At 44.9% G+C, this 19,240-nt stretch carries 21 protein-coding genes and 1 other RNA gene; 10 read left to right on the top strand and 12 right to left on the bottom strand.

All coding sequences use genetic code 11. The features are described 5' to 3' along the window. Nucleotides 1–32: 32 nt before the first annotated feature. The 5 genes from lepA to rpoE form a co-directional block, all read right to left on the bottom strand. Nucleotides 33–1,826, bottom strand: a complete 1,794-nt coding sequence (lepA, locus tag ACED53_RS10700; protein WP_009847653.1) for a translation elongation factor 4 — start codon at nucleotides 1,824–1,826, stop codon at nucleotides 33–35. A 137-nt stretch (nucleotides 1,827–1,963) separates the two neighbouring features. Beyond that, the gene (locus ACED53_RS10695; protein ID WP_009847654.1) at nucleotides 1,964–2,434 is read right to left on the bottom strand and encodes a SoxR reducing system RseC family protein; all 471 of its coding nucleotides are present in this window, start codon (nucleotides 2,432–2,434) and stop codon (nucleotides 1,964–1,966) included. Then, nucleotides 2,431–3,393: a sigma-E factor regulatory protein RseB gene (gene rseB, locus ACED53_RS10690; RefSeq protein WP_017100745.1), complete on the bottom strand. Its 963-nt coding sequence runs from the start codon at nucleotides 3,391–3,393 to the stop codon at nucleotides 2,431–2,433. Before rseB ends, ACED53_RS10695 begins: the two co-directional genes overlap by 4 nt. After that, complete coding sequence (locus tag ACED53_RS10685; RefSeq protein WP_029223850.1) at nucleotides 3,390–4,013, bottom strand: sigma-E factor negative regulatory protein; 624 nt, start codon at nucleotides 4,011–4,013, stop codon at nucleotides 3,390–3,392. Before ACED53_RS10685 ends, rseB begins: the two co-directional genes overlap by 4 nt. Before the next feature lie 26 nt (nucleotides 4,014–4,039). After that, nucleotides 4,040–4,618, bottom strand: coding sequence for an RNA polymerase sigma factor RpoE (gene rpoE, locus ACED53_RS10680; protein WP_004735377.1), 579 nt, complete (start codon nucleotides 4,616–4,618; stop codon nucleotides 4,040–4,042). Between the two features lie 389 nt (nucleotides 4,619–5,007). On the opposite strand from rpoE, the gene nadB reads away from it, so the two are divergent. Beyond that, a complete protein-coding gene (nadB, locus tag ACED53_RS10675) occupies nucleotides 5,008–6,624 on the top strand; it encodes an L-aspartate oxidase (protein ID WP_009847657.1) in 1,617 nt (538 codons plus the stop codon). Between the two features lie 65 nt (nucleotides 6,625–6,689). Here nadB and ACED53_RS10670 read toward each other — a convergent pair whose 3' ends face one another. Together ACED53_RS10670 and ACED53_RS10665 are read right to left on the bottom strand one after the other, a co-directional pair. Then, the gene (locus ACED53_RS10670) at nucleotides 6,690–7,130 is read right to left on the bottom strand and encodes a protein YgfX (protein ID WP_012604792.1); all 441 of its coding nucleotides are present in this window, start codon (nucleotides 7,128–7,130) and stop codon (nucleotides 6,690–6,692) included. After that, nucleotides 7,078–7,338, bottom strand: a complete 261-nt coding sequence (locus ACED53_RS10665) for a succinate dehydrogenase assembly factor 2 (RefSeq protein WP_004735374.1) — start codon at nucleotides 7,336–7,338, stop codon at nucleotides 7,078–7,080. The genes ACED53_RS10670 and ACED53_RS10665 overlap by 53 nt, the downstream gene beginning before the upstream one ends. A gap of 167 nt (nucleotides 7,339–7,505) precedes the next feature. On the opposite strand from ACED53_RS10665, the gene ygfZ reads away from it, so the two are divergent. The 3 genes from ygfZ (at nucleotide 7,506) to ACED53_RS10650 (ending at nucleotide 9,712) form a co-directional block, all read left to right on the top strand. After that, the gene (gene ygfZ / locus ACED53_RS10660) at nucleotides 7,506–8,477 is read left to right on the top strand and encodes a tRNA-modifying protein YgfZ (RefSeq protein ID WP_017100744.1); all 972 of its coding nucleotides are present in this window, start codon (nucleotides 7,506–7,508) and stop codon (nucleotides 8,475–8,477) included. Nucleotides 8,478–8,481: 4 nt separating this feature from the next. After that, a complete protein-coding gene (locus tag ACED53_RS10655) occupies nucleotides 8,482–8,943 on the top strand; it encodes an aminoacyl-tRNA deacylase (protein ID WP_009847659.1) in 462 nt (153 codons plus the stop codon). A 562-nt stretch (nucleotides 8,944–9,505) separates the two neighbouring features. Then, the gene (locus ACED53_RS10650; protein ID WP_009847660.1) at nucleotides 9,506–9,712 is read left to right on the top strand and encodes a DUF1107 domain-containing protein; all 207 of its coding nucleotides are present in this window, start codon (nucleotides 9,506–9,508) and stop codon (nucleotides 9,710–9,712) included. A gap of 127 nt (nucleotides 9,713–9,839) precedes the next feature. Here the strand turns inward: ACED53_RS10650 and ACED53_RS10645 are convergent, their stop codons facing one another. The 3 genes from ACED53_RS10645 to ACED53_RS10635 are packed head-to-tail and all read right to left on the bottom strand — an operon-like array spanning nucleotide 9,840 to nucleotide 12,853. Continuing rightward, entirely contained in the window at nucleotides 9,840–11,063 is a 1,224-nt protein-coding gene (locus tag ACED53_RS10645; protein WP_017100743.1) for an FAD-dependent 2-octaprenylphenol hydroxylase, read from the bottom strand. Nucleotides 11,064–11,074: 11 nt separating this feature from the next. After that, nucleotides 11,075–12,253 carry a 2-octaprenyl-6-methoxyphenyl hydroxylase gene (ubiH, locus tag ACED53_RS10640; protein ID WP_017100742.1) on the bottom strand — a complete coding sequence of 393 codons (1,179 nt, stop codon included), beginning with the start codon at nucleotides 12,251–12,253 and terminating at the stop codon, nucleotides 11,075–11,077. A gap of 24 nt (nucleotides 12,254–12,277) precedes the next feature. Then, the gene (locus ACED53_RS10635; protein WP_004735367.1) at nucleotides 12,278–12,853 is read right to left on the bottom strand and encodes a YecA family protein; all 576 of its coding nucleotides are present in this window, start codon (nucleotides 12,851–12,853) and stop codon (nucleotides 12,278–12,280) included. A 307-nt stretch (nucleotides 12,854–13,160) separates the two neighbouring features. On the opposite strand from ACED53_RS10635, the gene zapA reads away from it, so the two are divergent. The 5 genes from zapA (at nucleotide 13,161) to serA (ending at nucleotide 16,541) form a co-directional block, all read left to right on the top strand. Then, nucleotides 13,161–13,469: a cell division protein ZapA gene (gene zapA, locus ACED53_RS10630; RefSeq protein WP_004735366.1), complete on the top strand. Its 309-nt coding sequence runs from the start codon at nucleotides 13,161–13,163 to the stop codon at nucleotides 13,467–13,469. Nucleotides 13,470–13,480: 11 nt separating this feature from the next. Next, nucleotides 13,481–13,663: non-coding RNA, 6S RNA (gene ssrS / locus ACED53_RS10625), on the top strand. A gap of 6 nt (nucleotides 13,664–13,669) precedes the next feature. After that, nucleotides 13,670–14,269, top strand: coding sequence for a 5-formyltetrahydrofolate cyclo-ligase (locus tag ACED53_RS10620; RefSeq protein ID WP_017100741.1), 600 nt, complete (start codon nucleotides 13,670–13,672; stop codon nucleotides 14,267–14,269). 124 nt (nucleotides 14,270–14,393) lie between these two features. Further along, nucleotides 14,394–15,050: a ribose-5-phosphate isomerase RpiA gene (gene rpiA, locus ACED53_RS10615; protein ID WP_009847664.1), complete on the top strand. Its 657-nt coding sequence runs from the start codon at nucleotides 14,394–14,396 to the stop codon at nucleotides 15,048–15,050. Nucleotides 15,051–15,311: 261 nt separating this feature from the next. Continuing rightward, the gene (serA, locus tag ACED53_RS10610) at nucleotides 15,312–16,541 is read left to right on the top strand and encodes a phosphoglycerate dehydrogenase (RefSeq protein WP_017097288.1); all 1,230 of its coding nucleotides are present in this window, start codon (nucleotides 15,312–15,314) and stop codon (nucleotides 16,539–16,541) included. A 113-nt stretch (nucleotides 16,542–16,654) separates the two neighbouring features. On the opposite strand, the gene ACED53_RS10605 is transcribed toward serA, so the two are convergent. Beyond that, nucleotides 16,655–17,368, bottom strand: a complete 714-nt coding sequence (locus ACED53_RS10605) for an oxidative stress defense protein (RefSeq protein WP_017100740.1) — start codon at nucleotides 17,366–17,368, stop codon at nucleotides 16,655–16,657. Between the two features lie 110 nt (nucleotides 17,369–17,478). Continuing rightward, complete coding sequence (locus tag ACED53_RS10600; RefSeq protein WP_009847668.1) at nucleotides 17,479–18,375, bottom strand: LysR family transcriptional regulator ArgP; 897 nt, start codon at nucleotides 18,373–18,375, stop codon at nucleotides 17,479–17,481. Between the two features lie 142 nt (nucleotides 18,376–18,517). Between ACED53_RS10600 and ACED53_RS10595 the strand changes: the two genes are divergently transcribed. Further along, nucleotides 18,518–19,147 (top strand): LysE/ArgO family amino acid transporter, encoded by a 630-nt coding sequence (locus ACED53_RS10595; protein WP_017100739.1) that lies wholly within the window; start codon nucleotides 18,518–18,520, stop codon nucleotides 19,145–19,147. The last annotated feature ends 93 nt before the right edge of the window (nucleotides 19,148–19,240 follow it).

The raw sequence follows: 19,240 nt of genomic DNA, 5'->3' as shown, positions 1-19,240 counted from the left end.
AATGTTCAGCAGATAGTTAGTGCGATTGATACCTAGTCTTTGCCAACATGAAGGATTGCTAAGAATGCCTCTTGAGGCAGTTCAACGTTACCGATCTGCTTCATACGCTTCTTACCTTCTTTTTGTTTCTTAAGAAGTTTCTTCTTACGACTGATATCACCACCGTAACATTTTGCGATTACGTTCTTACGCAGTTGTTTCACTGTAGAACGAGCAATAATGTGGTTACCAATCGCGGCTTGAATCGCGATATCAAACATCTGGCGAGGGATGAATTCTTTCATCTTCTCAACCAGTAGACGACCACGAGACTGGGCAATATCTTTGTGTGTAATGATCGCCAGTGCATCAACCGTTTCACCATTCAACAATACATCTACACGTACCATGTTTGATGCTTCGTAACGTTGGAAGTTGTAATCCAATGATGCGTACCCGCGAGACGTTGACTTCAGACGGTCGAAGAAGTCTAGAACCACCTCAGCCATTGGAAGATCGTACGTCACAGCAACTTGGTTACCGTGATAAACCATGTCGACTTGCACGCCACGCTTCTCAACACACAGTGTGATCACGTTGCCTAGGTAATCCGAAGGTACCAGAATATTACAGCGAGCAATCGGTTCACGAATTTCTTCTAAGTCATTAATAGCAGGCAGTTTAGCCGGGCTATCAACATAGAGAATTGTGCCATCCGTTTTTACAACTTCGTACACTACGGTTGGTGCCGTTGTGATTAGGTCTAGGTCGTATTCACGCTCTAAACGCTCTTGGATGATCTCCATGTGAAGCATTCCTAAGAAGCCACAACGGAAACCAAAGCCAAGTGCTGCTGAACTTTCTGGTTCGTAAAATAGTGATGCATCGTTCAGGCTTAGTTTGCCTAGTGCGTCACGGAAGTTTTCGTAGTCATCAGACGATACTGGGAATAGACCTGCGTATACCTGAGGCTTCACTTTTTGGAAACCAGGTAGACGTTCTGTGCTGCCGCCTTTTGCAAGCGTCAACGTATCACCAACAGGTGCGCCAAGGATGTCTTTAATACCACAAACAACCCAGCCAACTTCGCCAGTATTTAGCTCAGTTGTGTCGATTTGCTTAGGTGTGAAGATACCTAGACGGTCAACACCCCAAACTTGGTCTGTCGACATTACTTTAATCTTGTCGTTCTTCTTCAGCTTACCGTTCTTGATACGAACCAAAGAAACAACGCCTAAGTAGTTATCGAACCAAGAGTCAATGATCAGAGCTTGTAGTGGCGCTTCTGGATCACCTTCCGGTGGCGGGATAGCCGTTACGATGTTTTCAAGAACGTCATCAACACCGATACCGGTTTTTGCAGAACAACGCGTCGCTTCCATCGCATCGATACCAACGATCTCTTCGATTTCTTCAGCAACTCGTTCAGGTTCAGCAGCAGGTAAGTCAATCTTGTTCAAGATTGGCACTACTTCCAGTTCCATTTCGATCGCGGTGTAACAGTTTGCTAGAGTTTGAGCTTCAACACCTTGGCCGGCATCCACTACAAGAAGCGCGCCTTCACAAGCGGCTAGAGAGCGAGATACTTCATAAGAGAAGTCTACGTGTCCAGGGGTATCGATAAAGTTAAGTTGGTAAGTTTCACCATCTTTAGCTTTGTAATCTAAAGTCACACTCTGCGCTTTAATTGTAATACCACGCTCGCGTTCTATATCCATAGAATCGAGGACTTGAGCTGCCATCTCACGTTCACTTAACCCTCCACAAACTTGGATTAAGCGGTCAGAAAGGGTCGACTTACCGTGGTCGATGTGGGCGATAATCGAAAAATTACGAATGTGCTTCATAGGCTTGGTGTGACTAAACTCTTTGAATAGGGATAATAAGAAAGCCGCAACGCGTCCAATCTACAGTCAGCATTGGTGGCGGCATTTCAATCAAGTTGGCAGATTCTACCCAATTTAAGGGCAATAAGCATCATAAATTAGATGAGAGACTTGCCTAGGATTCTAATCAAGACAACTTCTTGCTTGGATTTGTCTTCCATTGGTTTAGCTAAGCGCTTCGCCAAACCAATACCACCAGCAGTAAACAGCGCTGCAGTTAAGATAACAATGCCCTCGCCCCCTTGGAGTAAGGGTTGTAACAAGAGTTGTCCAAAACCAGCACCAACCATCAACATGAAAAGCGGGATAAGATAAACAATAGCCGCAGACTGAAGTAGGCTTTTTTCTGGAAAGCCAATTTCTACGATCTGGCCTGCTTTAACTAAGCTTTGGGTTTTAAGCTGCCAAAACAAGGATTTATTGCCAACAGCCTTGGTCACAATACCCGTTCCGCAGCTTTTTTGAGATGAGCAGCTACTGCAACTGGTTTGTTGTTCGCAGCTCAGTTGAACAAAATATTGCTTACCTTTTTGTTCGACTGAGCTAACGGTTGCCAACGCAGTCATCATTGCGCTGGTGCCGGTTTATTGAACGTGACGGATTGAGCGATACGCTTGGCCGTTGCTGGCGGAATATCACCAACCACAGATATTTCTTTGTCGCCAATCACTAAGCTGTGCAAGGTTCTTCGCCCTTGGCGTACCAGCTGTCCTTTCAATGAATGTTCGTCTTTATCGGCGATATAAACCGAAAAGCTAAATAATCCATCACTGAAAAGCTGGCTTTCAACCATTTTCTCGGTCGCAGCCATTTGGTAACGGCTGAGTTCTTTCGATTTAAATCCTTCTGGCACCCACGAGGCTTGCCAGTCGGTCTCACTCACCAAGCCTTCTGGCAATGACAAAACCTTCGGCAATTTAGCTTGATTCAAGCCGCCCATTGCTTCTGCAATTTTATCGTTCACGACATAAGAGATAGTGCGGTACTGCTCAAGCACTTCGCCATCACGATCCAAAAGATCGGCACGCAAAGGAAGGTTGGTTTTCTCGTCGACCCAAACCACATAAGAGTATCGAAGGCCGTCTTTCGGCACGACGCGTAATACTTGCGTGGTACTGCCCGCCTCACGAGAACGCCCAACTTTTACAAAATCGTAGTATTGGTTGAGAGAATCGATATCTCGATTAATCATCGGAATGACAGGTGCAACCATGCTGCCAGACTGAATAGTAAATGGCTCTGTACCCGGTTCGATGTAGCTAACTTCATTACCACGTCGAATAACCTCACGAACAGGGCCGCTTAGATAAACAAGGTGTGCAAGTTGTTGGTCGTCATTAACTGCATGACGATAAAGCAGAGGTTCAATACTGCTCTTCTTTATCAATATGTAGGAGAGTTCGTAATTTAGATGCTGACTGGCCTCGTTCATTTGATGTAACAAGGCCCTTGCAGTGGTTTCCTCTGCAAAGGCTGTTGGAGACATCAAGCTGAACAGTGTCAGTGCACTGACCAGGATTTTCTTCATTCAATATCCGATTCTAGGTGTGCATCTTCCATTGGCGATGCATCACTGTTTAATCTTAGTTGTAGCTCATAATCTTCTAACAATGCATGAACGCGTTTGCGTTGCTCTTGCATGTTAGCTTCAGATGCAGGTCTCTCAACAGAGTCACGCGTTAAGCTTACTGGTTCCGCAGAACCTGCAAATGGAATCGTCTGGAGTACAGGCAACTGCTCTGGAGCTGCGGGATCGCTGCCGCCGTATTGCTGAACACCTAATACAACTGCTAATGAAACACACGCTGCCACAGCAACTTGTCCAAACTGTTGTAACCACGCAGGAAGCTGACGCTTCGCTTGCTGAGGTTTAGGCTGCTCTTCTATCGGAGCAACAATAGGTTCAACATTCACTTGGTGCAGGTTCGACATTGAACCATGTGCAGGCTCATCATCAAGCGCTGCCGCTACACTGTTAGCAATGTTCCACTCTGGAGTTTCTGGCGCATCCCCACGCATAACATCACCAATTAAATGGTAACTCTGCCAGGTATCCATGCTTTCTTGATCAGATTCGAGATCTACTATGAGAGCTTTATCGATCGTTTCACCATCCATGAGTGCCGAAAGCTTTTCTTTATCAGCCATTATTTTCACCATAATTATTACAAGTTCTAGCGTTGTAAAAGAGGTTTAATTTTCTTTTCTACCGCTTCACGAGCTCGGAAAATACGCGAACGTACGGTTCCTACAGGGCAATCCATTACTTCTGCAATCTCTTCGTAGCTCAAACCTTCGAGCTCACGCAACGTCATTGCAGTTTTTAAGTCTTCGGGTAGCGCTTCAATCGCTCCAAAAACAACTTGTTTCAATTCGTTTGACAGCGTTAAGTTCTCAGGGTTCGATATTTCTTTTAACGCGCTGCCTGTTTCGTAATATTCTGCATCTTCTGCATCTACATCTGTTGCTGGCGGCCTGCGGCTCTGGGCAACAATATGATTTTTAGCGGTGTTCACGGCAATTCGGTACAACCATGTATAGAAAGCACTCTCACCACGAAAGTTAGGTATCGCGCGGTAAGCTTTAATAAAAGCTTCTTGTGCTACATCAGGTACATCACCGGAATTATTCACGTATCGAGAGATAAGATTACAAACTTTGTTTTGATACTTAACCACTAATAAGTTAAATGCCTGCTTATCTCCACTCTGAACTCGCTCAATCAACACTTGATCGGTTAGCTGCTCGTTCATTCGAGCGGGTACTCCTATTGTTATAACCCTTACCTTCACAGATATGGGTACTAATTATGCGAAATGTAGTATTGACACCACCGTCTACAAGAGCACTATTGTGACTAAGCCAAATACCGAAAGTTCCAACTTTCCTAAAATTATTTGCCATTATTGTTTCACAATGTGATGTAATAAAAATAGTTATCCCTATCAATTTGGGGAAACTTGAGCAAAAGCAATGGTATTGAGCAATTAAATATTTCTAGATAGCTGTCTATATATTGATTTTGTGTCGTGTTTTAGGATGACTAGGGAAAGATTATAACAGTCTTACCCAAACTCCTAAAACAAGACGAAGTCAATTGAGCATGGACAACTCGACTATAGCCCGGGATTTAATAAGTTTTATGAACGCAAACCGTGAACATCAGTGTGATGTATTAGTGGTAGGAAGTGGTGCGGCAGGCTTGTCATTAGCCTTACGCGTAGCAGAACATGCAAAAGTAATTGTATTAAGCAAAGGACCACGCAGCGAAGGATCGACGTATTACGCACAAGGTGGTATTGCGGCGGTGTTCGATGAATCGGACAGTATTGAGTCTCATGTAGAAGATACTCAAATTGCTGGGGCTGGGTTATGCGAAGAAGATACAGTTCAATTCATTGCTGAAAATGCTAAAGAGTGTGTGCAATGGCTGATTGATGGTGGTGTTCCATTTGATAAAGATGAGAACAGCACAGAAGGCCAACCAAAATATCACCTCACTCGTGAGGGCGGCCACAGTCACCGCAGAATTCTGCACGCTGCCGATGCAACTGGTATGGCGATGCAAACGTCACTGCAAGATAACGTCAAGAATCACCCAAATATCGAGATCTTCGAGCGTCATAATGCGCTGGATTTAATCACCGAAGATAAGATAGGTGGTTCGAAAGACAAGGTTATCGGTGCCTATATTTGGAACCGTAACCAAGAACACGTTGAAACCGTGCGCGCTAAATTTGTTGTATTAGCAACAGGCGGCGCTTCAAAGGTTTACCAATACACCTCTAACCCAGATGTCTCTTCAGGTGATGGTATTGCTATCGCTTGGCGTGCGGGTTGTCGTGTGGCAAACCTTGAGTTCAACCAGTTCCACCCGACTTGCTTATTCCACCCAGAAGCGCGTAACTTCCTACTAACGGAAGCATTGCGTGGTGAAGGTGCCTATTTACGTCGCCCAGATGGGTCTCGCTTTATGAAGGACTTCGATGAGCGCGGTGAATTGGCTCCACGTGATGTGGTTGCTCGTGCGATTGACTTTGAAATGAAGCGCTTAGGTGCTGACTGCATGTATGTTGATATCAGCCACAAACCTGAAGAATTCATCACGACGCATTTCCCAATGATCCATACTCGCTTGATGGATTTGGGGATTGATATGACCAAAGAACCGATTCCAATCGTACCGGCTGCTCACTACACTTGTGGTGGTGTCATGGTCAATAAGCAAGGTCAAACTGACCTCACTAACCTATATGCGATTGGCGAAGTGAGTTATACCGGCTTGCACGGTGCAAACCGTATGGCTTCAAATTCACTGCTTGAGTGTGTGGTATACGCGTGGGCAGCCGCAAAAGATATCGTTGAAAACATCGACCAATCTCAACTGTGCGCTGAACTTCCGGCATGGGATGAAAGCCAAGTCACCAACAGTGATGAAGAAGTGATCATTCAACACAACTGGCACGAGCTAAGACTGTTCATGTGGGATTACATGGGTATTGTTCGAACGGACAAACGCCTTGAACGTGCAATGCGCCGCATTCAGATGTTGCAGCAGGAAACTCATGAGTACTACAGCTACTTTAAGGTTTCAAATAACCTATTAGAACTGCGTAACTTACTACAAGTGGCTGAGTTGATGGTTCGCTGTGCAATGCAACGTAAAGAGAGCCGCGGCCTACACTACACGCTGGATTACCCTGAACTTGCAGAAGACAGCGGCCCAACCATTCTGACACCAGAGAAAAGCCAGTCTTAATTTTTGGTCATGGAAAAAGACGACAGGGAGCCTAGCGCTCCCTTTCTTTTATCTTTGGTTCTTGTTTATCCAATGCTTTCGTTTATCAAACGGACTCGTTGTAAATGCGCCAAGAAGTGTCGATATTCACGTTCATTGCAACTATCTCGCCACAACAAGACTGAATATCCGCACTCAAACTGCAATTTAACGAAGAACTGCGCCCAGATCTTATCAACGGACTTAAGTGTGTAGGCTTGCTCATTGAGTCGGATCTCGCCATCTTCTTTATAGTCAAAGCACCCATGTGCTGTATTCAAGATTACATGATTGGCTTTAAACAAACTGAACACTAAAGCTAAACAATAGAGGGCAACAGCGAGTGGAATAGAAGAGAAAACGATGAAAAACAAAAGGCACCCAAAAACAGTGCCTTTTGCAAATAATGCGGAATACGAAGGGTTAAGCTGAAGCTTAACGAACCTTGCTGAGGTTATGCGCGACAATTTTATCAACCATTGAAGCATGGCCTAGGTTTTCACTGCGTCCGTGTCCCATTACCCAAGTAAACAGGTCTGGGTCATCACACTCTAATAGAGAAACAAACTCACGCTGCTCCTGCTCTTGCAATGAATCAAAACACTCTTCGAAAAATGGCATGATAACTACGTCAAGTTCCAACATGCCACGACGGCAACCCCATTTAATTCGTGCTTTCTGCTCTGCAGTGTACATTGGCTATCCTCACCTATAATTTTTCTTTCTCGGAGTGTAACAAGTCATACGCTCTGCAACTACTATGTGAGTCACAGTCCCTATCTAAGCTCACAAAAAAACCTAAGCTGACAAAGAAACAGAACCGGATTAACATAGAGCCAAATAAAATTCTTAGGAAAGATAAAATGGATTGGAAAAACACATTTCAGCCGCTCGCTCATACGCAAAATGAATCGCTTCCAGATCTGATGATGACACACGTGTCAGACTGGAGTGCAATCACCATGATAGGCGATGACAAAAAGTCGTACCTGCAAGGTCAAGTAACGTGCGATGTCGTCACTCTTCCTAATGATGAATCCACGTTAGGCGCGCATTGTGATGCGAAAGGAAAGGTTTGGAGTATCTTTCGTTTGTTCCACCACAATGGTGGCTACGCTCTTATGCAGCCTAAGTCTGCGATTGAAATCGAATTAGTTGAAATCAAGAAATACGCCGTATTCTCTAAGGTTGATATCGAGCAAACGTCTGACGTTGTTATCGGTGTGATGGGCGCGTCAGCTGATCAATACATTGACTCAATTTCAGAAAGCCAAGGTAAAGTGCGTGTAATCTCTGGTGGCACCGCTGTTCAAGTCTCTGACAACCGTTGGGCTCTACTTGTTACGCAAGAAGCAGCAGAAGCCTTGGTATCAAGCAGCACTGCAGAAAAAGTATCAGAAGCGCTTTGGCAGTATCATGAAATTCTTGATGCTCAGCCGAACCTATCGAAAGCAGAGCAAAACGAACACATCCCTCAAGCACTCAACCTGCAAGCGATTGGCGGTATCAGCTTTTCAAAAGGCTGTTACACAGGTCAAGAAACAGTTGCTCGTGCTAAATACCGTGGCATGAACAAGCGTGAAATGCGCATTGTTTCAGGAACGAGTTCAGATGTATTGTCTCTAGAGAATACGATTGAACTAGAGCGCAGCGTAGGTGAGAACTGGCGCGGTGCAGGCCGACTATTAAACGTCTATCAATTTGCTGATAATCAGGCGATTGGTTTGATGGTGTTGCCAAACAACCTTGATGACGATGTTCAGCTTCGATTGACTGCGCAACCTGAGCAAATATGGAACATTCTGCCACTGCCTTACAGCCTTGACGAAGAGTAGCCACGTGGAAACACTGATTACACAATGGTTAGATCAACAGCAGGTGGACTATCGCCTGTTGGTGCAAAGCAAGCCAACCACCAGCATCGAAGAGACAGCGCAAGAACGAGGTATTAATGCCTCTCAAATGGTCAAGTGCATCCTGCTTAAGGATATGGGAAACCAGTATGCGTTGGCCTGTACTCCTGGTGATCGCTCTATCGATCCAAAGAAAGTACGCTCGGTACTGAATTGCCGTCGAATGACCTGCGTATCACTCGCTGATGTTGAAGCCATCACCGGCTTTAAAGCTGGATGTGTTGGGCCTATTGCTCTAAAGAGATACATGCCGATCATTTTTGATCCTTCCATTCAGAGCAACTCGACCGTTACCATTAGCTCGGGTGATCGAATGGCTGGCGTTGCGTTGGATCCCAATGATCTCATAGCACTATGTGCACCGATCGTCGCTGACATCAGTCGATGAACGTTTCGAACAGATCATGCTTCGCAAACTTCATTTTAATATTTCATTGAGTACATTTTTAGTGTGAACTTCGTCATAAGAAAAACACACTCACCTTAAATAGTTACTCAAAATAAAAGCATAAGTAGTCACAAGGTTGAATTTGCGTTATTGTGATTTTACTGACTAGCCTTTAAGCAAATCAGTACAAGTGAATCCACTGAGTAACATCAGTATCCACTTTTGTGTAATGCATCTGTGACTATTCGCCCGTTTTAGACGGGCTTTTTTTTGTTCAAAATTTACAATTTGATTACACAAACAAAAAAATCCCGCCTATTCTTATACTTGTAACATTAGCACTGCTTAATACCGGACAGGAAAGTTCGTAGCAGTTCACTACTCAGTACTATTTTGGGGAGGAGCTCACGTAAAAATAGATATTTACTGAAGAAAGTGCTTAGAACAGCACAAATATCTAATTAACGTCAACTCTACTGCATATTACTCCATGCTTATCACAATAATTATCTCGGAGTTTTTCTATAATATGCAGGCTAGGTAAATATAAGGATAATTAAAAATGAGACTGTTTAAGCGCTATACACCGAGTATGATTGCTAAACATGTAAGTCGACTTTTCAAAGGACGAATCTACATTTACGGCGTAGGTAAATTTGAGTTTGATAACGGTAAACTCGTACTACCAGACCGAGCAGAGAAGCGTCACTTCCAAACCGTGAAAGAAATAAATAGTGAAATCATGAAACTGCGCTGCGCGTACGCATGATCTGATAGTCTAAAGAATTAAAAACAAAAAGGGTTGGCATTATGCCAACCCTTTTTTCGTGTTCTTGATGTCGTCAATTGCTATCAACTTTAGCTACTGACCATCAACAGCAATCCATCTCACGCGACTACCGGTGTGCTACGGGGCGCCTAGCTAAATCCGGAAGATTGCCCGACAACCCCAGCGCTCGCTTCATTATCTCATCTTTCGCACCCGGTAATTGACCAGCAAGCTTCATACCGATACCACGAATCAGCTTCTTAGCCGGATTATCGCCTTCAAACAGATCTTTAAAGCCCTGCATTGAAGCAATCATTTTCGCCGCCTCAGCTTTTCTCCAGCGCTCATAGCCACGAAGGTTGCGCTTGGTGCCAATATCCTCACCAGAAGCCCATAGCGTTAACAGCTCTTGCGCTAAGCTTGCTGCGTCTAATAGACCAAGGTTCACACCTTGCCCTGCTAATGGGTGAATAGTATGAGCAGCATCACCCACCAAAGCGACACGCTCTACAGCAAAGTCACGTGCATAACGCATGCGCAGTGGGAAGGCAAAACGGTCACCAACCACTTCGCATAATCCAAGCTTTGAGTCGAACTCTGCCGTTAGCTGCTTATTAAAATCAGCATCCGACATTGATACAAGCTTCTCGGCACGATTAGGCTCCGTAGACCAAACTATCGAGCTCATATTCGTTGGTTGCATTGGCAGGAACGCCAACGGCCCTTGCGGTGTAAATATTTGACGAGCAACGCTATGGTGCTGCTCTGAGGTTTTGATGTTCGCGACAATCGCACTGTGGCCGTAATCCCAATGAGTTAATGGGATATCTTGTTGCTTGCGAACCCAAGAGTTTGCACCGTCAGCTCCAACAACTAACTTTGCTGTCAGCGCTTGGCCGTTGTCTAACGTTAGCCATGCTTCGCTCTCACCAATCGCCATCGTTTTACACGTTGCAGGCATGTATAGGCTGACGTTATCTTGCTTCTTAACCTGATCAAGCAGCGCTAATTGGATTACGCGGTTTTCTACAATATGGCCTAGGTTAGGCTGTGCTAAGCGTGTTGAGTCAAACTCAATGCGAGCAAAGCTGTCTTGTTCCCACACTTCCATCGCTTGGTAGGGCGCAGCACGTCTTTGTTCGATACCTTGCCATGCGCCTAGATTGCGAAGAATCACTTCACTCGAGCGGCTCAATGCCGACACACGCACATCAGGCAATTCGCTAAGCCCTTCGTTAGGCGCTCTGCCTTCAATGACCGCAATTCTTAGATCGCTGTCTTTCAGTGCAGCCGCAAGCGCTAGGCCAACCATGCCACCGCCAACAATCGCGATATCAACACTTTGCATCATTATTTATTACCTTATCTTTCTACTAGGCCAAGCGTATGACGCAAAAGTGGACCTTTAAGTGGTGGGAGGTTATCAATTACGGCTAACCCAAGGTTTCGCCCAATACGAGCGGTCAAAAAATCGTTTGAGAACAGATGAACTAGGCTTGAAGTCAACGTAATCGTCGTGTCTCTGTCTTGTTCTCTGCGCTTTCTAAAGTTAACAAGACCTGTGTAACGACCTACATCATCCAATTGAGTACATAATTCTTCCGCCAAGGAAGCCACATCACGAATGCCAAGATTAAAACCTTGCCCCGCAATAGGGTGAAGTGTTTGAGCAGCATTGCCAACAATGGCAAATCGATGAGAGATATTTTGCTGTCGGTGGCGAAGAATCAGTGGGTAGCTCGCACGCTTACCGACTTTCTCTAGTCGGCCAAGTCGCCAACCGAAGTCATTCTGTAACTGCTCAAGAAATTCGTTGTCGTTTAAGGCCACCACTTTTTGTGCTTGTTCCGGTGACAAACACCAAACTAGCGATAAACGGTTGTCGCTCATCGGTAACAGAGCAACTGGCCCATGATGAGTAAAACGCTCAAAGGCTCGACCTTGATGGGGCTCACTAGCAACAATATTGGCAATCACAGCGACTTGTTCAAAGTCATGTTCGCTCAATGGGATATTCAGTTGCTGACAACAGGTTGAGATAGCACCGTCAGCTGCAACCAATAACTTAGTGCTTACTGTCTGCCCACTTGTCAGCTCAATCGTCGTTAACGATTCATTACGTTCAACGGTTCTAACAGACTCAGGGCAAAGCATCGTAATTGCAGCTTCTGATTCAAGCTTCTGCTGATAGATTCGCCCCACATCCGCCAACTCCACCACATAGCCAAGCGCATCAACAGCAAGATCTTCACTGTAGATGTCTGTCATCCCAGCATGACCTCGATCTGATACATGAATATCTTTGATCGGGGTTGCTACGGGAGCGATAGATTGCCACAACTGCAAAGAATCGAGGATCTGCACCGTGCCATAAGACAAAGCAATCGAACGAGAATCAAAGCCTGGGTGAGCTTGATGATCAACCTGATAAGGCTCTACTACCGCGATCGATAGAGAACCTTGACTAAGGTGATTCAGAGCAAGGGCTAAGGTCGCCCCCGCCATTGCGCCACCAGCAATTACAACATCATACTGAGCCATTATAACCTCAAACCGACAAGCGGATTAATGAATGGTTGGAGCTGCATCTTCAGATGGGCGAGCACCGAATTCAGCATGAATCGTTAGTGCACACGCTTTTACGTGTTCAATAACGTGCTCTAGAAGCTGCGCTTGCTCTTCCATATCATCGTCTTCGTCAATGCCTAGCTTTGCCATCTCTTCAAGATCAGCTAATGCTTCTTTGGTACCGTCAGACGCTTTATTCAATTGAGCGCCAACCAAGCCTAAACCAGAGATAAAGTGGTTAATCCAATCTGACACACCATCAGCCAAATCAAACAAGCTTGCGCTTGCGTCTTCATCAGGCAGCAACATAGACAGTTCCATGCCTGAACCTGTGATTTCGCTGGTCGTCACCTTTAATGTCGCTTCCGCTAACGTTAATGCGCGATCTGGCCACCCCATTCCTTCATTGGTGTAATCAAAGATAAGTGGTTGCCAGCTTTTATCTGCTAGGTTTAAGCCTCCGCTCAACATACCCGTTAATAAACCATGCATCTCAGCAGGATTTACGGCTAGGCTTGCCGATTGAAGTTCAGTCGCAACCGTTAGGTAGTCAGGTAAAGTAGTTTCGCTCATCAGATAGCTCGCTCAGTTATTCTTTATATCGATAGTATAATCGTACCACTTCACCCCAATTCTGGTAAGCGTCGATCCTGAGCAATTGAAGGATGACTGACTACCAATTGTTCAATTTGCTGAATTACTGTGTGCTCAAGCTCTCATTTACAAACAGTCACTCTGAAAAGCTTGAATCTTAATAGCGGTTTACCTATAGTTTCTCCCTCAGAGGAGATTGCTTCCTCATCGGTACTTGCACTTTTTCTTTCTCAAAAAATGATAAAGAGCAACAGCCTTAAATAGTGCGTTAAAGAGTTCATCCATCATGAGTAATCAAGCGGTAGACGTTGAAATATTAGGAAAACTGACTCGAGTGAATTGTCCCCCAGGGCAAGAAGAGTCATTGATTGCAGCGGCGGCCGATCTTGATAATCGATTGAAAGAGATGGCTGAACGTACTAAGGTAACCAATGAAGTGAAGCTGCTAACGATCGCAGCTCTGAACATTTGCTATGAATTACAAACCAAGAAGTTTGAAGCAAATGATGAACAAAACGCACTGACCGAGCGAATGGAACAGCTCACGACATCACTTTCAGATGTCCTCAGTAAAGTTAAGCACGGACAGCAATAGCGTACACAAAATTTACCCTGGAGTGTTTGTCAGAGGATTCACGTCCCCGAGCCGATAAGCAATCCCTAAGGGTTAGTACTTGAGTGCTATTGAGCATGCTCGGTCCGCCGAGAAGCCTACGGTAATCATTGCTGATCCGCCTTGAACTCGCTGGTTCAAGGGCCATCTATTCTCAACGGCACTTTGGGGTATCCCTTCTTATGAAGACGCTCACACGCAGCGAATTTCGCAAACAGATCCGTATCAAACGCAATGCCTTATCTGGCGACCAACAAACTCAATCCGGTATAGACTTAGTTAAGCAGTGCTCTCAGCTTGATGAGATTCAGTCAGCTCAACATATCGCCCTCTATATTTCGATTGATGGCGAACTCGATACCCAGCCTTTAATTGAATGGTTATGGGCGCAAGGCAAGCAAACTTATTTACCAGTATTACACCCCTTCTCTACCGGACATCTGCTGTTTCTACATTACTCTCCAACCACACCCACTGTTTTGAATAAGTACGGCATTGTCGAACCTCAGCTCAATCAAATGCTGGTTAAACCTTGTCAGCAACTCGATCTCATTCTGACTCCCCTTGTAGGCTTTGACTCTCAAGGGCATCGCTTAGGCATGGGCGGCGGATATTACGATCGCACCTTGGCTCGATGGTTCGAGACGGGTGAAGGCGCAACGCCAATTGGTTTGGCTCATGATTGCCAGCATGTCGATACACTGCCAATTGAAGAATGGGACATTCCGTTACCTAAAATCGTGACTCCGAGTAAAACTTGGCAATGGGAAAACAACCATTAAAGCGCTATAATCGCGCCGCAAACGTTAACCTCGATATCCAAAAGTTACCCCAATATCTAAACGTTAACTTCATCATTACGCAAACGATTAATTCAAAGCGCAAGACCTTATTCAGGAGAATGGCATGACTCAAGATGAAATGAAAAAAGCAGCGGGCTGGGCAGCACTTCAATATGTTGAAGAAGGCAGCATTGTAGGTGTAGGTACTGGCTCAACAGTAAATCACTTCATCGACGCACTTGGCACAATGAAAGACAAAATCAAGGGTGCGGTTTCAAGCTCTGTAGCCTCTACTGAAAAACTAGAAGCGCTAGAAATCAAAGTATTCGAATGCAACGACGTATTCAAGCTAGACATCTATGTTGATGGCGCTGACGAGATTAACGGTTCTCGCGATATGATCAAAGGCGGCGGCGCTGCTTTGACTCGTGAAAAAATCGTAGCAGCTATCTCTGATAAGTTTATTTGTATCGTTGATGGTACCAAAGCAGTTGATGTGTTGGGTAAATTCCCACTGCCTGTTGAAGTTATCCCAATGGCACGCTCATACGTTGCTCGTGAATTAGTAAAACTTGGTGGTGACCCAGTTTACCGCGAAGGCTGCACAACCGATAACGGCAACGTGATCCTAGATGTGTACGGCATGGCGATCGAAAACCCAAAACAGCTAGAAGATATCATCAATGGTATCGCTGGTGTGGTAACGGTTGGTCTGTTCGCTCACCGTGGTGCTGATGTAGTTATCACTGGCACGCCTGAAGGCGCAAAAATCGAAGAATAAATAATAGAAGATTGAGTTTTTCTGTTACTTCATTACAGACGGTGCCCTAGGGCGCCGTTTTTTTTGCTTTATTGCTGTAAAATTATGTCTTATTCCGTAATTTTCTTACCCAAAACATTTTTTTTTTGTTACTTTATTGTTCAGAAGACGCACAGGGAAAACGTTTGTCTCCTAACAAAGTGGTGAATTTGTTCCCCTTTCAGCCATTTTGTAGCACGTGCGCCGCATTTGCCCAACCTTTCCATTTTAAGGACGAGAACAATGGCCAAAGTTTCACTGGAAAAAGAAAAAATAAAAATTCTACTTCTAGAAGGTCTTCACCCTTCTTCTGTAGAAGTACTGCAAGCCGCTGGTTACACAAACATTGAGTACCACAAAGGCTCACTACCTGAAGATGAACTTCTTGAAGCAGTTAAAGATGCTCACTTCATTGGTATCCGTTCTCGCACCAACATCTCCCAAGAAGTTATTGATGCGGCTGAAAAGCTGGTTGCAGTCGGTTGTTTCTGTATTGGTACTAACCAAGTCAACCTTCAAGCAGCAGCAAAGCGCGGTATCCCTGTTTTCAATGCACCGTTCTCCAACACTCGAAGTGTTGCTGAACTCGTTCTAGGTCAGGTTCTATTACTGCTTCGCGGTATTCCAGAGAAGAATGCTCTTGCTCACCGTGGTATCTGGAAAAAGAGTGCAGACAACTCTTACGAAGCTCGTGGTAAGCGTTTAGGTATTATTGGCTACGGTCACATCGGTACTCAGCTGGGTATTATTGCTGAAAACCTTGGTATGCGTGTTTACTTTTACGATATCGAAAACAAGCTGTCTCTAGGTAATGCCACTCAAGTTCATACTATGACCGAGTTGCTGAATAAGTGTGACGTGATCTCTTTACACGTACCTGAAACCAATGAAACTAAAGACATGATGGGTAAAGAAGAGTTCGAGCGCATGAAGCCTGGCTCTATCTTTATCAATGCAGCTCGTGGCACGGTAGTTGACATCCCTGCTCTGTGTGGCGCTCTGGATTCTGGTCACCTTTCTGGTGCGGCTATTGATGTTTTCCCAACAGAACCAAAAACCAATGCAGACCCGTTTGAGTCTCCATTAATGCAGTTCGATAACGTGATTCTAACGCCTCACGTGGGTGGTTCAACTCAAGAAGCACAAGAGAACATCGGAGTTGAAGTGGCAGGAAAACTAGCGAAATACTCTGATAACGGCTCTACGCTATCAAGTGTTAACTTCCCAGAGGTATCACTGCCATTGCATACGGGCACATCTCGCTTGCTACACATTCACGAAAACCGCCCAGGTATCCTAACTCAGATCAACACCATCTTCGCAGAAGAAGGGATCAACATCGCGGGTCAGTACCTACAGACTGCAGCGGATATGGGTTATGTTGTTATCGATGTAGAAGCCGATCGCTCTGAAGAAGCACTGCTTAAACTGAAAGAGATCGAAGGCACAATCCGTGCTCGTCTTCTTCACTAATCATCGCACTAAAAATGCATAAAAAAGGCTCTCATCATGAGAGCCTTTCTAGTATTTGGCCTATCGTAGGTAAAAAGATCATGATGATCCAAAACCTTCTTAAGGTGCGTTCACTACTCTTCTAATTGGTAGATCACGTTGACACGATCACGAATGGTGATCGTTGAGTCTTCATAAGAGTTCGATTCTGTTCTTGCATCCATCGCCATTGAACGCATTAGCACAGGCTGAGAAGATTGTGCGTTGTAATCAACACGCCAAACATCACCTAGCTCACGCTCAAAACCACTCGCTAATGATTTAGCTTTTGATGTCGCATCTTTGATTGCTTCTAAGCGTGCTTGCTCTTGATACTTAGCTTGGTCACGAACTTGCAGCTGGATGTTATCGATCTGGTTAATACCCTGTCCTATTGCAATATCCATGTACTCATTGAGATTAGCGAGTTCATTCACTTGAACGCTCACATTACGTGAAGCGCGGTAGCCAACCAATTCTGGTTTGCCATCTTTTGGATAATGGTACTGAGGAGATAGGTACAGATTAGAGCTGTGTACGCTCGCCTCATCTACGCCGGCTTGGTGCAGCTTATTTAGAAAGCCCGTTACCACTTTATCAACAGTACTTTTAGCCTGTTCAGCCGTCATCGTTGACTCTACCACTCTCACTGAGAATGTCGCCATATCTGGTGTCGCGATGACTTCACCATAACCTGTTGTTGAAATATGCGGAAAGGATGGAGAGTCAGCCAGTGATGGAAAGCTCACAGCACTCAACGCAGCAGTAAGAGTAAGAGACGTTGCTAACATCTTTGGTACAAACTTCATTAGGTAGACCTATGCTAAACAAATGTCCTTCCATCATAGAGTAATTTATCGTTTAGCCAATCCTGATTGTGCACATCTAACAGAACTTTGACGCTGAAAAAACCAACAACTTACTGAGGTAAATGATTGTGAGCAAAACTTAATATCGCTTGGGATACCTCTTTTAGCACCCCGCTCTCAAGCTGCCAATGGTGCCAATAGATGCGATAAGACAGCAGAAAGCCAGGGGTAATATCAATCAGAGCACCAGACTCTAGTTCCTCGATAATCTGCAATCGAGGAATCAAGCAATAGGCAACACCCGATAATGCCAAGCGCACAAATGCTTCTGAACTGCCGACCGTATGATTGATCACACTGTCTCTCGGTACGTTAAAATGGTCATGCAGAAACTTCTTATGCAGATCATCGTATTGATCATAAGAAACCGCAGGCGCTTTGCTTAAGGTGGCGTAGTTTACGCCCTCTGAAAAGTAACGCTGATGAAAATCAGGGCTCGCCACACACACATAATCCATCCTACCGAGGTAGTCTGCACTGCACCCAGGAATCGCTTGAGGTTCCAAACTGATCGCACCGGCAACCTCACCGCTTTTAATTTTTTCAATGGTTCTAGACTCACCATGAATCGCGAGGTTCAACTCGACTTGACGAGACTTCATCACATCCGACAGTGCAGGTAACAACCATGTCGCCAAACTATCAGCGTTGGTGGCTATGGATATCGATAGTGGTTGAGTACCCTCTTCATTCATTAACTCAGGCACAAGCTCGTGCTCTAACAAGCGAACACGACGATACAAACCCAACAGCTTTTTTCCTGCTGGTGTAGGTCTTGGTGGGTTTTCTCTCACCAGCGCAGGCTGGGCTAACCACTTTTCTAGCTGCTTGATACGTTGGGACACCGCTGATTGGGAGATGTATAACTGCTCAGCGGCTCTCTCAAAGCTACGTTGTTTCACAACGGCATCCAGTGCTTCAATCCATTTATAATCCAATCCACGCATCAATTTGCTTCCTTTTTAAGCTAACCCAACACCACATTAGCAACTCTAATAATAGATTAAAATCATTAATTATACTTATTTAAAGGGTCGGAGTATCTTCGCCACATAGCACGTAAATATCGTTAATTAAGTGGAGGTTAAAATGAGTTTTTGGGTTTTATTACAAGGTTTTGGTCTAGGGGCAAGTATGATAATCCCGATAGGCGCACAAAATGCGTACGTCCTAAATCAAGGCATAAAACGCAATCATCATTTAACGACTGCAACGATTTGTAGCCTGCTCGATACCCTGTTTATCTCATTGGGTATTTTTGGTGGCGGAGCAATTCTGTCTAAAAATGAATTGCTGCTTACCTCTGTGACATTGGGTGGTATCGCATTCCTAACCGTTTATGGTTTATTGTCACTGCGCAGTGCGTTCAGAACGGGCACCAGTGACGAATCAAAGGGAGAGATATTGGCTCGTGGCAAGCGCACCGTTGTTTTAGGTGCATTGGCAGTAACCGTATTAAACCCGCATCTTTATTTAGATACTGTAGTGATTCTTGGATCCATAGGCGGGCAGTTTGAAGGCAACGATAGAATAGCTTTTGCTATGGGGACTATCTTAGCTTCATTCGTGTGGTTTTACTCTTTGTCATTAGGCGCTGCAAAGCTAGGCCCAACGCTATCGAAACCCAAAGTTAAGAAAGGCATCGATATCGCGGTAGCAACCATGATGTTCGCTATTGCCCTTGTGCTCGCCAATGGACTCATTGAGCAATACGGGTAAACCTATTCTTCTTTAGTCATCAAACAAACTTTACTCATTGTCTCGTCCTAAAATACGTTGACAGTTTTTCTACTAAGCCAACAGCGTCAGCTG

The sequence above is a fragment of the Vibrio sp. 1F169 genome (assembly GCF_041439605.1).
GTDB classification, from domain to species: domain Bacteria; phylum Pseudomonadota; class Gammaproteobacteria; order Enterobacterales; family Vibrionaceae; genus Vibrio; species Vibrio tasmaniensis_A.
Note: the sequence above shows the minus strand (reverse complement) of the source record. Positions and strands in the feature narration are given on the sequence as shown.

Excerpts from the sequence above, each read along its gene's own strand:
- lepA (WP_009847653.1), bottom strand. The coding sequence starts at position 1,826 with ATGAAGCACATTCGTAATTTTTCGATTATCGCCCACATCGACCACGGT.
- ACED53_RS10695 (WP_009847654.1), bottom strand. The coding sequence starts at position 2,434 with ATGATGACTGCGTTGGCAACCGTTAGCTCAGTCGAACAAAAAGGTAAG.
- rseB (WP_017100745.1), bottom strand. The coding sequence starts at position 3,393 with ATGAAGAAAATCCTGGTCAGTGCACTGACACTGTTCAGCTTGATGTCT.
- ACED53_RS10685 (WP_029223850.1), bottom strand. The coding sequence starts at position 4,013 with ATGGCTGATAAAGAAAAGCTTTCGGCACTCATGGATGGTGAAACGATC.
- rpoE (WP_004735377.1), bottom strand. The coding sequence starts at position 4,618 with ATGAACGAGCAGCTAACCGATCAAGTGTTGATTGAGCGAGTTCAGAGT.
- nadB (WP_009847657.1), top strand. The coding sequence starts at position 5,008 with ATGAACGCAAACCGTGAACATCAGTGTGATGTATTAGTGGTAGGAAGT.
- ACED53_RS10670 (WP_012604792.1), bottom strand. The coding sequence starts at position 7,130 with ATGCTTCAATGGTTGATAAAATTGTCGCGCATAACCTCAGCAAGGTTC.
- ACED53_RS10665 (WP_004735374.1), bottom strand. The coding sequence starts at position 7,338 with ATGTACACTGCAGAGCAGAAAGCACGAATTAAATGGGGTTGCCGTCGT.
- ygfZ (WP_017100744.1), top strand. The coding sequence starts at position 7,506 with ATGGATTGGAAAAACACATTTCAGCCGCTCGCTCATACGCAAAATGAA.
- ACED53_RS10650 (WP_009847660.1), top strand. The coding sequence starts at position 9,506 with ATGAGACTGTTTAAGCGCTATACACCGAGTATGATTGCTAAACATGTA.
- ACED53_RS10645 (WP_017100743.1), bottom strand. The coding sequence starts at position 11,063 with ATGATGCAAAGTGTTGATATCGCGATTGTTGGCGGTGGCATGGTTGGC.
- ubiH (WP_017100742.1), bottom strand. The coding sequence starts at position 12,253 with ATGGCTCAGTATGATGTTGTAATTGCTGGTGGCGCAATGGCGGGGGCG.
- ACED53_RS10635 (WP_004735367.1), bottom strand. The coding sequence starts at position 12,853 with ATGAGCGAAACTACTTTACCTGACTACCTAACGGTTGCGACTGAACTT.
- zapA (WP_004735366.1), top strand. The coding sequence starts at position 13,161 with ATGAGTAATCAAGCGGTAGACGTTGAAATATTAGGAAAACTGACTCGA.
- ACED53_RS10620 (WP_017100741.1), top strand. The coding sequence starts at position 13,670 with ATGAAGACGCTCACACGCAGCGAATTTCGCAAACAGATCCGTATCAAA.
- rpiA (WP_009847664.1), top strand. The coding sequence starts at position 14,394 with ATGACTCAAGATGAAATGAAAAAAGCAGCGGGCTGGGCAGCACTTCAA.
- serA (WP_017097288.1), top strand. The coding sequence starts at position 15,312 with ATGGCCAAAGTTTCACTGGAAAAAGAAAAAATAAAAATTCTACTTCTA.
- ACED53_RS10605 (WP_017100740.1), bottom strand. The coding sequence starts at position 17,368 with ATGAAGTTTGTACCAAAGATGTTAGCAACGTCTCTTACTCTTACTGCT.
- ACED53_RS10600 (WP_009847668.1), bottom strand. The coding sequence starts at position 18,375 with ATGCGTGGATTGGATTATAAATGGATTGAAGCACTGGATGCCGTTGTG.
- ACED53_RS10595 (WP_017100739.1), top strand. The coding sequence starts at position 18,518 with ATGAGTTTTTGGGTTTTATTACAAGGTTTTGGTCTAGGGGCAAGTATG.